Origin of the sequence: Gordonia sp. Swx-4, from assembly GCF_030316175.1 — a bacterium.
GTDB classification, from domain to species: Bacteria; Actinomycetota; Actinomycetes; order Mycobacteriales; family Mycobacteriaceae; genus Gordonia; species Gordonia alkanivorans.
In genome coordinates, this window is sequence record NZ_CP128197.1 from 3,654,131 (window position 1) to 3,668,623 (window position 14,493).

The window sequence follows — 14,493 nt, forward strand, 5'->3', positions numbered from 1 at the left end:
AGCCGAGTCTCAGTCCTCGAGCCGGAAGTCCGCGAAGTCGAAGCCGGGCACGACGACACAGCTGACCAGTGCCGCCTCGTCGCCGACGGGGCGCGCACGCTGCCACATGCCGGGCGGCACCAGCGCCTGCGGCTGATTCCCGGCCTCGATGTCGGGCCCGACGATGATCGGGGTCGGATCGCCGGGGGCATCGCCGTCGCCGCCCAGATCGAGCTGCACCGGCGCCCCGCGATGGTGCAGCCAGAGCTCTGAGCCGCGCACGGTGTGCCACGCGGACTGTTGGCCGGGCGTCAGGACGAAGTAGATCGCGGTGCCGGCGGCCCGGTCACCGGTGTAACCGGCCGGGAGCACCGCCTGCGGTACGCCGACCTCGCTCCGCCAGGTCTGGCGGTACCAACCACCCTCCGGGTGCGGTTGGAGGTCAAGGCTTTTCGCCCAGTCCGGTAGTTCGGTGGCGCTCATCTGCTCCCCTGTCTCGTGATCAGTTCCCGACGACTTCGGCGATGACGGTGACCGAACCGGGCGCGATCTCGGTGAACCCGGCATCACGGACCGCGACCGCGGTGCCGGACGCATCGGCCTCGAGCAGGTCCCGCCATCGTTCGGGCGTGGCCTCACGCACCGCCAGCGGACAGTCGTCGAGCCGCCACCGGATCGCCTCGTCGGCGTCGAGAAGTTTGGCGGCGAGCATCGATGCGTGACCGACCTGCGCGGCGAGCTTGCCGACGGTCATGTCGAGCCCGGGATTCGTCCACAGCACCACGCCGTGATCCGGCCTCTCGGTGGGGAGTTCGCCGTCGACCTCGGTGCCGCCGATCTGCAGCTTCTTGACCCGACGGTCGAGATCGCCGACGCGGCCGGGCACGAACGCGCGCGCCTCGGCGCCACCCTCGGTCGCGGTCACGCCCCACACCTCTTGCGCCGCAGCCCATTGCGCGCCACGGGCCCGACGAGCGATCTTACGGATACGAGCCTGACACCAGTCGTCCATCGCCGCCGCCCACGGACCGTCACCGGCTGCGCGGTCGTCGAGACACAGCAGCGCGACGGCCCGTGCCGCCGCGGTCAACAGGTCGGCGCGATCCGGCGGATCGGACTTCTCGACGCGCAGCACCATCGCCATCGCCAGGACGTCGGCCGGATCCTCAGGATCCTCACCGCCCCCGACGTATCCGACGAGGCGTCGATGGTTCGCCACGACCGCATCGGGGATGACCGGCGGCCGCGTCACGGCGTCACGGGTGACGGGCAAGCCCGTCACGTCGGCGTTGTCTGTCGTGTCCGACACGTCAGCCCAGCGGAACCCGCCGGTACACGCCGTCGGCGGCGTCCGCGGCCTCGATCTCGTCGCGCGACACCCCGAGGATGAACAGCACGGCGTCGAGGAACGGATGATTGAGTGTGGCGTCGGCGACCTCCCGCAACGCGGGCTTCGCGTTGAAGGCGATGCCGAGTCCGGCGACGCTGAGCATGTCGATGTCGTTGGCACCGTCGCCGACGGCGATCGTCTGCTCCATCGGGACGCCTACCTGGTCGGCGAAGGAACGCAGCGCACGGGCCTTGCCGGTCCGGTCGACGACCTCGCCGATCACGCGTCCGGTCAGTTTGCCGTCGACGATCTCGAGAGTGTTGGCGCGCACGAAGTCGAGTTCGAGTTCGTGGGCCAGACCGTCGATGACCTGACGGAAACCACCCGACACCAGGCCGCAGTGGAACCCGAGCCGATGCAGCGTGCGGATCGTGGTGCGGGCGCCCGGCGTGAGCTGCAGCGACTTCGCGACGTCGTCGATGACCCCGGCGTCGAGCCCGGCGAGGGCCGCCACGCGCTGGTGCAGTGACTGTTCGAAGTCGAGCTCACCGCGCATGGCGGCTTCGGTGACCGCCGCGACCTCGGCTTCACGGCCGGCTTTCGCGGCGAGCATCTCGATGACCTCACCCTGGATCAGGGTGGAGTCGACGTCGAAGACGATGAGGCGCTTGGCGCGCCGGGCCAGACCACCGCGTTCGACGGCGATGTCGACCGAATGCTTGGCGGCGACCTCGGCGAGCCCCTTCCGCAGGGCGGCGTCGGCGGCGACCCCGCCGCGGCCGGCCACGCTGACCATCAGTTCGAGGCCGGTGAGCGGATAGTCGGCGATACCGCGGATCGAGTCGATGTTTCCGCCTTGACCGGCGAGTTTCGCGGCGACCGCGCTGAAGGCGGTGGCCGTGACCGGACTGCCCAGGATCACGACGGCATGAGACGAGGTCGAACGGCTACCCGAATCCACACCGATCTCCACCCGCACGTCGAAGCCGATGGAGGCCATCGCCTGCTCGACGATCTCCTGCAGCGTCTCGGGATCTCCGTTCGCGGAGACGAGCACGCCGAGCGTCAGCTGACCGCGGATGACCACCTGCTCGACGTCGAGCAGTGCAACGGCCTGACCGGCCAGGGCACCCATGAGAACAGAGGTGACACCTGGCCGGTCGGGACCGGTGACAGTGAAGAGAACGGTCGTACCGGTAGTGCCTGTTGAGTCGTTGCCCACCGGTCAGCGCGGATCGGGATCAGGCGATCCCTCGTGCGATCCCACGGTGAACGGCTCGCGACGAGCCTCTTCCATCTGGCGATCCTTGCCCGCGTCGTGACCCGGGCCGACATGAGCCTCGGCACGCATCCGCTCGATCATGTGCGGGTAGTGCAGCTCGAAGGCCGGACGCTCCGAACGGATGCGGGGCAGCTCGGTGAAGTTGTGGCGCGGCGGCGGCGACGAGGTCGCCCACTCCAGGGAGTTGCCGAAGCCCCACGGATCGTCGACGGTCACGACCTCGCCGTAGCGGTAGCTGCGGAAGACGTTCCACAGGAACGGCAGGGTCGACAGGCCGAGGATGAACGCACCGATGGTCGAGATGGTGTTCAGCGTGGTGAAGCCGTCCGACGGCAGGTAGTCGGCGTAGCGACGCGGCATGCCCTCGTTGCCCAGCCAGTGCTGCACCAGGAACGTCATGTGGAAGCCGATGAACGTCAGCCAGAAGTGGATCTTGCCGAGGCGCTCGTCGAGCATGCGTCCGGTCATCTTCGGGAACCAGAAGTAGATGCCGGCGTAGGTGGCGAACACGATGGTGCCGAACAGCACGTAGTGGAAGTGCGCGACCACGAAGTAGCTGTCGGACAGGTGGAAGTCCAGCGGCGGGCTCGCGAGCAGGACGCCGGTCAGACCACCGAAGAGGAAGGTCACGATGAAGCCGACGGAGAACAGCATCGGCGTCTCGAACGTGATGTGACCTCGCCACATCGTTCCGATCCAGTTGAAGAACTTCACGCCGGTCGGAACCGCGATCAGGAACGTCATGAAGGAGAAGAACGGCAGCAGCACGGCGCCGGTGACGTACATGTGGTGCGCCCACACCGCGACCGACAGGGCGGCGATGGCCAGGGTCGCGTAGATCAGGCCCGAGTATCCGAAGATCGGCTTACGCGAGAAGACCGGGAAGACCTCCGAGACGATGCCGAAGAACGGCAGCGCGATGACGTACACCTCGGGGTGTCCGAAGAACCAGAACAGGTGCTGCCACAGGATGACACCGCCGTTGGCCGGGTCGTAGATGTGGGCGCCGAACTGGCGGTCGACCTCGAGGCCCATCAGGGCAGCGGTCAGCAGCGGGAAGATCAGCAGGATGAGCACGCTGGTCACCAGGATGTTCCAGGTGAAGATCGGCATGCGGAACATCGTCATACCGGGTGCACGGAGGCAGACCACGGTGGTGACCATGTTGACCGCGCCGAGGATGGTGCCCAGACCGGACACACCCAGACCCATGATCCACAGGTCGGCACCGAGGCCGGGGCTGTGCACGGCGTCGGTCAGCGGCGTGTACGCCGTCCAACCGAAGTCGGCGGCACCGCCCGGGGTGATGAAGCCGGCGATGGCGATGGTCGAACCGAAGACGAACAGCCAGAAGCCGAGTGCGTTCAGTCGCGGGAAGGCGACGTCGGGCGAACCGATCTGCAGCGGCAACACGAAGTTGGCGAAGCCGATGACGATCGGGGTCGCGTACATCAGCAGCATCACGGTGCCGTGCATCGTGAAGAGCTGGTTGAACTGCTCTGTCGACAGGAACTGCATGCCCGGAGCCGCGAGCTCACCACGCATCAGCAGGGCCATCAGGCCGCCGATGAGGAAGAACGCGAAACATGCAGTGATGTACATCATGCCGATCAGCTTGTGATCGGTCGTCGTCAACAGCTTGTAGATGAACGAACCCTTGGGCTGATAGCGCTCCGGGAATGGTCGCACTGGAGCCACTTGCGTGGTGGGTTGGTCTACCGCGGTCACAGATCCTCCTCTTGCGCGAGCTCGACGTCGAACCCCTTCGAACGTCGGTCGGCACATGAACACAAACCGAGCGCTGAGTACTGATCCTAAACCCTTCCCGACGCCCGGGCCGAACGGGTCCTACGATCTGTCGTATTCGACGCCCGACGCACCACATCGGCCGTGCTCAAACCCTTTTCCTCCTTCGACGCGCCGGGTGGTCTGGGGACCCCGCTCGGTGTCTGCGGCCGACGGTCTGGCGGCCCCGTGGAAGCCTACGCTCGACGCCCCGGCGCCGGTGCTAGGTTGGGCGGGTGCAGAGCAGGGGTAACGGGGTCACGGATGTACGTGTTCGTCGTATGCGGGGACGCCGGCCGGTCTGGGCAGCGGTCCTCGGCGTGGTCGTCGTCGCGGCGTCGGCAGCGTGTTCCGGCGACGAGCCGCTGACCACTCCCGACGGCTCCACCATCTCGACCACTGTCACCCGCGTCGCGGAGGTCAACATCGTCTCCGCCGACCGTGACTTCTCGAAGACCTGCCTCGCGCCCACCCCGGCCGACGACGCCGCCACCGATCCCACCCGCATCGTCGTGACCGATCCGGCGCTCCTGGACGCCCTGTGTGCACTCGGCATCGGCGACAAGGTGACGGCCGTGACCGCTGCCCCTGGTTCGGTGCCCGCCTATCTCGGACCCCGACTGTCGTCGGTGCCGGCGATCGGGACCGCGCCCGACGCCGCAGCTGTGTCGCAGGCCGACGCCGACCTCGTCCTCCTCACTCCCGAGACCGCCGCGTCGTCGAAGCCCTTCGGCTCGGTGCGTTCGGCCACGATCCCCGCCGGCGACTGGCAGGAGCAGTTCCAGGCCGTCGCCGACGCCGTCGGCCGCAGCGAAGCCGGGCGGCAGCGTCTGGCCGAGTTCACGACCGAAGCCGCCAAGACCGGCAGGCGCATGGACGCCTCACATACGCAGGTGTCACTGGTCCGGTTCGGCGAGGACTCGGAGACCATCGCCGGCATGGACACCTTCGCCGGCCAGGTCCTCGGTGAGATCGGCGTCCAGCGGCCCGGTCCGCAACGGGTCCCCGATTCCTTCGCCGTCAACTCCGCGAACTTCCGTGAGGCCGAAGGCGACCTCATCTATGTGAGCTTTGAAGGTGAGAAGGGCCAGGAGCACGGCGAAGAGGTCCTGCTCAGCGACGAGTGGCTGGGTCTGGGTGCCTCGATGTGGAAGCGCGTGCTCGCCGTCGACGACGCCGTCTGGTACGACTCCTCCGGCCTCGCTGCCGCCTGGCTGGTCCTCAACGACGTCAAGGGTTCGCTCGACGGGAACTCCTGAGCTGCAGGCTCGCGCCTCGTCGACACAGGCACAGCGTTGGTTTGGGCTCCAGACTCCCGCGACGCAGAGAGCGCGTCCCGTCTTTCCCAGTCGATTCGAGCACGAGAACGCCATTGCGAACTCAGGGCAGTGTTAACTGTGACGACATTAAGACGTTGCCGTCTCCTTGCCTAATGCCGCCAGCCAGATTCGGTGAAAGAGGCGTTCCTAAAGGTCTAGGAGTACGTATCGCCGTGTCATCACAGGCATACGAATTGCTTGGAGATAAGGACGGGTTAGCGAAGGGACCGGAATGACAGAGCAGGAACTGCCGGGGAATAGTCGCCGTCACCGGAGAGCAGAGAAGGCTGACCTGCGGGGACGGCGTGTCAAAGCGACCGTCAAGGACTACGAGCGCGTGGCTCGCGATAGACCCGACCGTTGTCAACGGCCAGTTTGATGTCCCCGCTGGTGGCCAGGTAAAAGTCCCCACCCTGTGCGGGATGTTCTAGGTGGGTGGTACCTCCGTTCGGTGTGTCATGCGGTAGGAGTCGCCGTCGGTGATGACGATGGTGGCGTGGTGTAGGAGCCGGTCGAGGATGCTGGCGGCGGTGGTGTGTTCGGGCAGGAATCGTCCCCATTGTTCGAAGGGCCAGTGGCTGGCGATCGCGAGAGAGCGGCGTTCGTAGGCGCCGGCGACGAGCCGGAACAGTAGTTGGGTGCCGGTGTCGTCGAGTGGTGCGAATCCGATCTCGTCGAGGATGAGCAGATCTTGGCGTAGCAGGGTGTCGATGGTTTTGCCGACGGTGTTGTCGGCCAGTCCGCGATACAGGGTCTCCACGAGGTCGGCGGCGGTGAAGTACCGCACTTTGTGTCCGGCGTGTACTGCGGCGATCCCCAGCCCGATCAGGGTGTGACTCTTGCCAGTCCCGGCTGGGCCGATCAAGGCCAGATTGTGTTGGGCTCGAACCCATTCCAGTGAGGATAGGTATTCGAAGGTGTTGGCCGGGATGGAGGATGCGGCCACGTCGAACGATTCCAGGGTTTTGGTGACCGGGAACCCGGCAGCTTTGAGTCGGTTGCGGATGTTGGAGGCATCACGAGCGGCGATCTCGGCTTCGACCAGGGTCCGCAGCACTTCTTCGGGTGTCCATCGCTGGGTTTTCGCGGTGAGCAGTACCTCGGGTGCGGTGCGGCGGATCGAGGCGAGCTTCAATCGGCGTAGCGCTTGGTCGAGGTCGGCCGGTAGTGGCGGCACTGTTGGTGCAACTGATGTCGATGTTGTGGTGGTCATGACACCTCCTTGTCGCCGGCGCCGAGCTTGTAGGCATCCAGCGAGCGGGTGGGCGCGGTAGGCAGGTGCCCGAGCAGTGCTGTGCCGGCCGGTCGCGGGTTGGGGGTGCCGGCTCCGGCATCGAGGATCGAACGCACATCGGCGGCCTTGAACCGTCGGAATGCCACCGCCCTGGTCAGGGCGGTGAGCACCTGTTCGTGGCCGTGGGAGGTGACGAGCCCGAGGATGTCGTCGAGTTCACCGCTTAGGCGGGTGTTACCGATCGCGGCGGCACCGACCAGGAACTGCTCAGCAACCTCACCGAGAGCGCAGAACTGCTTCTCTGCTGCGGTTTTGGGTCGTGGTGCACGACTGGGCGGTGTGCGTGGCCCGCCGTAGTGGTCATCGTTGAGGACGACCTCTCCGGGTGCGGCCAGCAGATGTTCGGCGATCACCTCGCCTGAGGCGGGTTCGGCGATCAGGAGCCGTTCACCGTCCTGGATGAGGGTCACGGTGGTGCCGATGAGCCGGTTGGGTACCGAGTAGCGGGCCGAGGCGTACCGGATACATGAGAGGCGATCGACCTTTCGGGTGACCGGCGGTGGGCCGACTTGGGCCCGCAGAGATGGCAACGTCGACAGCACTTCTCGTTCCACATCGAGTTGCTCAGCAGGCACGCACAGTGTGTCGCTGTGGCGGCGGGTGTTGACCTCGACACACCAGTCCCGCGCGGCCCGGTTCGCTGCGTGCACATCCAGCTGCACGTCGTCACGACCAGCGGCGATCTTGGCTTCGGTCCACAACGGTTGCGCCAGATCTGACTGCGCGTACCCGCAGAGGTTCTCCACGATCCCTTTCGATTCCGGATCGGCGCCGTGACAGAAATCCGGGGCGAACCCGTAGTGGGTGGCAAACCGCACATACGAGGGGGTGGGTACGACGACGTTGGCGACGACTCCACCTTTGAGGCAGCCCATCCGATCAGCGAGTACCTTGTTAGGTACTCCACCGATCTCCTCAAAGGCTTCAGCGATGAATCCGAGTGTGGTGGTGGATGTTTCATTGGTGGCGAACCGAACGAACCGCCAGCGTGAGAACGCCAACACCGCGCAGAACATGTGCAGGCCGCCGATCACGGCCCAATCGATGACCAGGTAGTCACCCGGAGCCCACACTGCCGGGCGACGCCCACGATGGTGATCACGGCGCCACTGTGTTTTCTCCTGGGCGACGAGACGACGGAAGTTGCGGGCCGAGCCTGCATAGCCCGCCGCTCGCGCTACTGGTAGCAGACGTTTGGCGGTGATCCGGCCGTGTGACCGCTCGACTCGCTCGGCGACCAGCTCGGCGACGGTGTCGTAGTTGCGGGCCCGTTCCTTGCGATCGGGTGGTTGATCGTCGGCCTCGAACCGGTCGACCACACGTTTGACGGTCTTGTGGGTGGTGCCGCACACCTCGGCTGCGGCGCGATAGCTTCCGAGTTCTCGGTAAGCAGAAATGATGTCCATACGGTCCTTCGCAGACTTCAATGGAACTCCCAGGCGGTGATGGTGATCGGTTGGCACCTTCACCGTCATCGCCTGGGCCCTCAGTTCCGGGTCGACACGACGAACACAGGGTGGGGACTTTTATCTGGCCACCAGCGGGGACCTCGACCTGGCCACCAGTGGGGACTTTCTCATGGCCATGGACAACCGTCTCGCGGAAACTCTGGTAGCTCGGCACAATCAGCGGATGGAAAACCTGATGGCGCTGCCAGGTTATTACCGTGTTAAGTCTATCGAATCGCTTGGGCCGGTCCCACTCCTCGACGCTGCACATCGTGAACTAGGGCAGCCCCTTCCACGCGTTCCGGTGCTGTATACAGGTGCTTGGCAGCGAGACCTTGCGTGGGGAGTGGATAGCGCCGTTGCTGCCACACGCCTGCTCCTAGCGGGGCAAGTAGTCGGGGCAGCTGCGATCGCTCGACATCAGCTGGAACGATGGACAGTTGTCCTCGCAAGCGTTCTGGATTTATGTCAGCAACCAGGCGAGGATACCGCCGAGTATGTTGCTCGTGCGTGGACAGGATTCGTAACTGCCAGCTCCGACGATCTGGCTGGCGACCTTCCGTTGGTCGACTCCGGCGCCGATCTTGGCGAACCTAGGCTCGGCGGGACAGAAGAGCCGCTTGTAGACCACACACACGTCGGGCTCTCTGATGGAACAGAGGTTTGTCCCGCAGTCGTCTACGTCGCCCTGTCTGAGATATTGCACGCAAGGGAATGCCTGGACGTCACAACGTGGGACGCACAACAACTGCTCCGTCCACGGGACATCCCGATAGGAGTGGCCGTAGCGGTCGGCGCAGTTTCAGACGCAATTTCGCTGTGCCTGATCCAGATCGGCATGGCTACTGCTGCTGCACTTCATCACGCAGGCCGTCACACCCGAGCTCACCTTCTCGCGGACTATCGTTCCTGGCATCACAGATTAACCCAACGAGACCTCCAATCAGAGGCCCGCGAATTCTGGACGCCAGCGCGAATTGGCGATCGCGAAATCCCCAGGCGCGAAGTGCCCGGCGACGCTGTCGCCCCTAATCTGGCTGCGATCATGCCCCTGGCCCCATCAGAGGGTCTTCGCAGCGACGTCGTCAGCTTCCTTCGCACCCGCGAAAGCGAATACCTAGGTGTTACCGACGGTATTCGACCCGCGGGTCGCCTCTATCGAGATGACGAGTTACTAACGCTCGTTTTCGACGCACATCGCTGTAGCGCAACACGTTTCGCGGAGCACGCGCTCGAGGAAGAAGCGCTCGTCCTCGGAGATGGTTTCGACCTTCAGTCCCTCGCAGACCGAGGCGCACTCTACGTACTGGTGTCCGAATTGGCTGCAGTAACTAGTATCTGGACGAGCAACGTTGTATCAGCGGCACTTCAGAACGTTTCGTCAGCCCTTCGGGGTAAGTCCCCTGAGGTGGTGGGGTTTCGGGGCTGAGGTGAGCTGCTGCTGAGCGTGTCGGTGACCCTGTTGGGCGGGCCATCGCGTAGTGGTCAATGAGTTACCTACCAAGTGACTCACAGAAGGACACACCACACGATGACCCAGGACCATTCTGCCTTGCTCGCCCAGCTCGATGCACTCACCTCCGCCGATTCCGGGGCGGTGTTCGCCGAGTTGATCCGAGCTGGCCTGCAAGCACTGATCGAGGCCGAGGCCACCGAAAAGATCGGCGCCGGCCGGTATGAGCGTTCCGCGGAACGCGCCACCCACCGCAACGGCCACCGAACTAAGACCGTATCGACGACCTCGGGCGATGTGGAAGTCAAGATCCCCAAGCTCCGGTCCGGGTCATTCTTCCCCAGCCTGCTCGAACGACGCCGCCGCATCGACAAAGCCCTGCACGCGGTGGTGATGGAAGCCTACGTACACGGTGTGTCCACCCGCAGCGTCGATGACCTCGTCAACGCCCTCGGCGTCTCGGCCGGGATCTCCAAGTCCGAGGTGTCCCGTATCTGCGCCGGCCTCGACAAAGAAATCTGGCTCTTCCGGATTGACGGTGCGTGAAACAGGTTCTACTGGCCACAAGATGTAGGTCGGATTTGCGGGTGTGAGCCTCTGCGTGATGTGGGCGGGTCCTGTGGTGTGAGGATGAAAGCTCCTACACACTCATCCGAACACTCACAGGACCCATGACGCAGCGTAGCGCTATTGCCGACACGATTTGCCGCACCATCGAACTCGGCGTCACGATCACCGATGCCGCCGTCGACGGCGAGGACCGCACCCACCTGTTCTGCCAGCTCCTGGACCCAAAGAACACGTGCCCGACCTGCGGGCGAGTGGGTCGGCTGCGTGATCACGTCGACCGGGAGGTCGCCGATCTGCCGATCGTGGGGCATCCGACCCGGCTGCATCTGACGGTACCGCGCTACACATGCGCCACCAGCGACTGCGCGACGTCGATCTTCCGGGCCGACCTCAGTGCGATCGTGGCCTCGCGTGCGCAGGTCACCCGCCGCACCACCACCTGGATCATGCGGGCGATGATCTGCGACAAAATGTCGGTCTCGGCCGCGGCCGCGGCGGTGGGGTTGAGCTGGAACACCGTCAACACCCTGGCCTGCGAAGCGGCCCGGACCCTGGCTACTGCACCCGTCCGGCTGTCCGGTGTGCGGGTCTTAGGGGTTGATGAGCACAAGTGGAAACATGTTCGTGGCCAGGGTGATTCAAGTTTCGTGACCGTCCTCGTCGACCTCACCCCGATCGTCGACGGGACCGGTCCGGCCCGCTTGTTGGACATGGTCGCCGGCCGGTCGAAAGCCGCGTTGAAGGACTGGCTCGACGCTCGCGATCAGGCGTTCCGCGATCGAATCCGAGTGGTCACCATGGACGGGTTCAGCGGCTACCGCACCGCCACCGCAGAGTCCCTCGACAAGGCGCGGGCCGTGATGGACCCATTCCACGTGGTGCACCTGGCCGCGGAGAAACTCACCCTGTGTCGCCAACGGGTGCAACAGGATACGTGTGGACATCGGGGTCGCAGTGGAGATCCCCTCTACGGTATCCGTCGGACCCTGCTGACCCGGATCGGGTTGCTCACCGACAAACAGAAGACCCGCCTGCGCACCGGCCTCGACGCCCATGACGAGCATGTGGCCGTTGCGGTCACCTACGCGATCTACCAAGACCTCATCGACGCCTACGACCAACCGAACAAGCGGGACGGGAAGATCGCGATGTACAAGCTGCTCAAACGCATCCACACCGGTCTGCCGACCGGGCTGGCTGAAATGGCGCAGCTGGGCCGATCCCTGTGGGCCCGGCGAGCCGAGATCCTCGCCTACTTCGACACCGGTGCCTCCAACGGGCCGGTCGAAGCCATCAACGGGCGCCTCGAGCATCTGCGCGGGATCGCGCTCGGGTTCCGTAACCTCACCCACTACATCTTGCGGTCACTCATCCACTCCGGCCAACTCGCAGAACACCTGCATGCACTCTGAATCCGGAAGAGCCAGAAATCTCGGCGTTCCGGGAACGGCCTCTGACCCACACCGAGTTCCCCTATGTGTTCGCCGATGCCACCTTCTGCAAAGTGCGAGTCGGCGCCCACGTCGTCTCCCAAGCCCTTGTCGTGGCCACCGGGGTGTCGATGGACGGAACTCGTGAGGTGCTCGGCACTGCAGTCGGTGATTCGGAATCCTTCGAGTTCTGGCGTGAGTTCCTCGCCTCACTCAAAGCCCGAGGACTCTCAGGGGTGCATCTGGTGATCTCCGATGCCCATGCAGGGTTGAAAACGGCAGTGGCCCAGCAGTTTACCGGATCAGCGTGGCAGCGCTGCCGGGTGCATTTCATGCGGAACCTGCATGGCGCGGTCTCGACCAAACAAGCGCCGGTGGTGACCGCTGCGGTCAAAACGATCTTCGCCCACACCGAACCGGCCGAGGTCGCCGCACAGTGGGACCAGGTCGCCGACACCCTCGAAGCATCGTTCCCGAAAGTGGCGGCGATGATGGCTGAGGCCAAACCCGACGTGCTCGCGTTCACGGCGTTCCCGAAGGCGCACTGGCAGAAGATCTGGTCGAACAATCCAATTGAGCGGCTGAACAAGGAAATCAAGCGCCGCGCCGATGTCGTGGAGATCTTCCCCAACCCGCCGGCGTTTCTCCGGCTGGCCACCGCGGTCGTGATCGAAGCCCACGACGAATGGCAAGTCACCCGCCGCTACCTCTCCGACATCAGCATGGCCGAGCTGCGCAAGGTTATCGCCGCCAAACACCAGGCCGCCCAACAGGTCGACGCGCCACGCCAAATCGCCTAACATCCATCACGACTCGTTGATCACAACGCGTGGCACACGCCGATCCGAAGTCCACCACCCCACGGGGCGCTGTCGCCCTTCGCTCGGCGTACTGGTTGTGGCTCGAGGACGACGACCGAGCAATGGCATGTCTACGAACTGTATTGGAGCAGTCCTCTCGCATCATGGTTTGGGTGACAAAGCCCGCGCGAGCCGAGAAGCTAGAGACACCCCAAACACCGCCGGGTCGCTGGCTCGAGGCTGCGGGATGGGGCAGGCTTAGCCCGCTGAACCGCGCCTTGGGCGAATACGTGCATGCGCATCGCAAGCTGGACCCAATAGGGCCACGACTACTCCTTGACGCGCTCCAGATGGACGTCGAACGAAAGGAAAAGGAATGGTCGAGCGCAACTGCACGAGGCAACGCGCTAAACGTCGTGTGCGAACTCGCAGCGCTTGGCGTCATCACCGCGCTAGAAAGAGTGTCTCCGGCATTGGCGTCAACCTCGAGGACCATGCTCGAGATGGGAGGCGCAGACCTGAGCCCGGCGCACTTCGAGCTTGTACTTAATCACGCTTTGTCGCTTAGGAAAGACACTCGTTAGAGAGCGATAACCCAGCGTGTTCAGAGTCAGTTCAAGATCTCAACTTTCGAGCAGGAAGCGATAATCTCCATCCGGACCTCAGTCAGCGTCTCGCTGCAGACTGTTCCTGAAGCACTCGCTTAAGTCGTCGCCCTCGATCAACGCCACGTCCTCGGCGACTGACACGATCTTCTGCCCACCGGCTACACCATGTTCCGCGACGACCGTCGACGACACCGCCAGCAGATATCGTCGCTCTCCCTTCGCTTGAGCGGGGGTCGGCTTCGGCCTAGCATCGAGTCGCACTAACATGTTCGAGGTCCACAGGTTCCGATCAGCACAGGTCAAACCCTCCCCGATGGGACCATCGATCCATCACTGTGTGCGCATGACTGTCACCGATCAGTACCTGGCCAACAACGCCGAATACGCCAAGACCTTCAACGGTCCCCTGCCGCTGCCGCCGAGCAAGCACATCGCCGTCGTCGCGTGCATGGACGCCCGCCTCGACGTCTACCGCGTCCTCGGCATCAACGAGGGCGAGGCCCACGTGATCCGCAACGCCGGCGGCGTCGTCACCGCCGACGAGATCCGCTCCCTCGCCATAAGCCAGCGGCTGCTCGGCACCACCGAGATCGTCCTGATCCACCACACCGACTGCGGGATGCTCACCTTCACCGACGACGACTTCAAGCGCGACATCCAGACCGAGATCGGACAGAAGCCGGAGTGGGCCGCCGAGGCGTTCAGCGATGTAGACGACGACGTGCGGCAGTCGCTCAACCGCATCAAGAACAGTCCGTTCATCACCAAGACCAGCTCGCTGCGCGGGTTCGTGTTCGACGTCGCGACCGGCCTCCTCCGCGAGGTCTCCTGACTCATCTGACTCCAGACAGAACCGACCGGGTACGCGCGGTGCCGCGTACCCGGTCGGTTTCGTCTCGTCGGTCGCTTCCCGTCAGTCCGCGGAGTGGTCCGAGCGCTTCACCGCGTCGGGAGCGTTCTCCCGGGTCGCCATGCCGCCCTCACGTCCGTGGTCCTTGGGGCCGGGCGGGTCCTTGCGAACCTCGGCAGTGCCCTCGTCGTGTTCGGCCTGCTGGTCCTTCGACTGTCCCATCGGTGCCTCCTCGCACTCTCGTGCCGCGTTGAGCCTGCGGAATCGATCTTCTCCCTTACCCTCGTCGGACGACGTGGAAACCGGCAGTGTCGGGGGCCGTCGTTAGACTGGCGGGCGATCCTC

10 protein-coding genes and 2 pseudogenes are annotated in these 14,493 nt (G+C 64.6%); 5 read left to right on the forward strand and 7 right to left on the reverse strand.

Annotation, left to right across the window (positions count from 1 at the left end; translation table 11 throughout):
- Positions 1-9: 9 nt before the first annotated feature.
- The 4 genes from PWF70_RS16710 to ctaD are packed head-to-tail and all read right to left on the reverse strand — an operon-like array spanning position 10 to position 4,319.
- Positions 10-462, reverse strand: coding sequence for a cupin domain-containing protein (locus tag PWF70_RS16710; RefSeq protein ID WP_286352662.1), 453 nt, complete (start codon positions 460-462; stop codon positions 10-12).
- Positions 463-481: 19 nt separating this feature from the next.
- Positions 482-1,288 (reverse strand): aminoacyl-tRNA hydrolase, encoded by an 807-nt coding sequence (locus PWF70_RS16715; protein WP_286352663.1) that lies wholly within the window; start codon positions 1,286-1,288, stop codon positions 482-484.
- A gap of 1 nt (position 1,289) precedes the next feature.
- Positions 1,290-2,531, reverse strand: coding sequence for a phosphoserine phosphatase SerB (gene serB, locus PWF70_RS16720; RefSeq protein ID WP_075863831.1), 1,242 nt, complete (start codon positions 2,529-2,531; stop codon positions 1,290-1,292).
- Positions 2,532-2,534: 3 nt separating this feature from the next.
- On the reverse strand, positions 2,535-4,319 hold the full coding sequence (ctaD, locus tag PWF70_RS16725; RefSeq protein ID WP_127962718.1) for an aa3-type cytochrome oxidase subunit I: 1,785 nt from the start codon (positions 4,317-4,319) through the stop codon (positions 2,535-2,537).
- A gap of 338 nt (positions 4,320-4,657) precedes the next feature.
- Between ctaD and PWF70_RS16730 the strand changes: the two genes are divergently transcribed.
- Positions 4,658-5,635 (forward strand): ABC transporter substrate-binding protein, encoded by a 978-nt coding sequence (locus PWF70_RS16730; RefSeq protein WP_286352982.1) that lies wholly within the window; start codon positions 4,658-4,660, stop codon positions 5,633-5,635.
- Between the two features lie 487 nt (positions 5,636-6,122).
- On the opposite strand, the gene istB is transcribed toward PWF70_RS16730, so the two are convergent.
- A complete protein-coding gene (istB, locus tag PWF70_RS16735; protein ID WP_006361228.1) occupies positions 6,123-6,908 on the reverse strand; it encodes an IS21-like element helper ATPase IstB in 786 nt (261 codons plus the stop codon).
- Positions 6,905-8,416, reverse strand: a complete 1,512-nt coding sequence (gene istA, locus PWF70_RS16740; protein WP_075863973.1) for an IS21 family transposase — start codon at positions 8,414-8,416, stop codon at positions 6,905-6,907. Before istA ends, istB begins: the two co-directional genes overlap by 4 nt.
- A 1,552-nt stretch (positions 8,417-9,968) precedes the next feature.
- Between istA and PWF70_RS16745 the strand changes: the two are divergent.
- The 4 genes and pseudogenes from PWF70_RS16745 to PWF70_RS16760 form a co-directional block, all read left to right on the forward strand.
- A pseudogene (locus PWF70_RS16745) lies at positions 9,969-10,421 on the forward strand (transposase); the annotation flags it as partial.
- Positions 10,422-10,561: 140 nt separating this feature from the next.
- Complete coding sequence (locus PWF70_RS16750; protein WP_006358616.1) at positions 10,562-11,872, forward strand: ISL3 family transposase; 1,311 nt, start codon at positions 10,562-10,564, stop codon at positions 11,870-11,872.
- A gap of 8 nt (positions 11,873-11,880) precedes the next feature.
- Positions 11,881-12,690: pseudogene (locus PWF70_RS16755) on the forward strand (IS256 family transposase); the annotation flags it as partial.
- A 951-nt stretch (positions 12,691-13,641) separates the two neighbouring features.
- A complete protein-coding gene (locus PWF70_RS16760; RefSeq protein ID WP_042375579.1) occupies positions 13,642-14,130 on the forward strand; it encodes a beta-class carbonic anhydrase in 489 nt (162 codons plus the stop codon).
- Positions 14,131-14,211: 81 nt separating this feature from the next.
- Here the strand turns inward: PWF70_RS16760 and PWF70_RS16765 are convergent, their stop codons facing one another.
- Entirely contained in the window at positions 14,212-14,370 is a 159-nt protein-coding gene (locus PWF70_RS16765) for a hypothetical protein (RefSeq protein WP_197028031.1), read from the reverse strand.
- Positions 14,371-14,493: the final 123 nt, after the last annotated feature.

Bases quoted from the DNA above. Each gene is read 5' to 3' on its own strand.
- istB (WP_006361228.1), bottom strand. From the start codon at position 6,908: ATGACCACCACAACATCGACATCAGTTGCACCAACAGTGCCGCCACTA.
- PWF70_RS16750 (WP_006358616.1), top strand. From the start codon at position 10,562: ATGACGCAGCGTAGCGCTATTGCCGACACGATTTGCCGCACCATCGAA.
- PWF70_RS16710 (WP_286352662.1), bottom strand. From the start codon at position 462: ATGAGCGCCACCGAACTACCGGACTGGGCGAAAAGCCTTGACCTCCAA.
- PWF70_RS16765 (WP_197028031.1), bottom strand. From the start codon at position 14,370: ATGGGACAGTCGAAGGACCAGCAGGCCGAACACGACGAGGGCACTGCC.
- PWF70_RS16760 (WP_042375579.1), top strand. From the start codon at position 13,642: ATGACTGTCACCGATCAGTACCTGGCCAACAACGCCGAATACGCCAAG.
- PWF70_RS16730 (WP_286352982.1), top strand. From the start codon at position 4,658: ATGCGGGGACGCCGGCCGGTCTGGGCAGCGGTCCTCGGCGTGGTCGTC.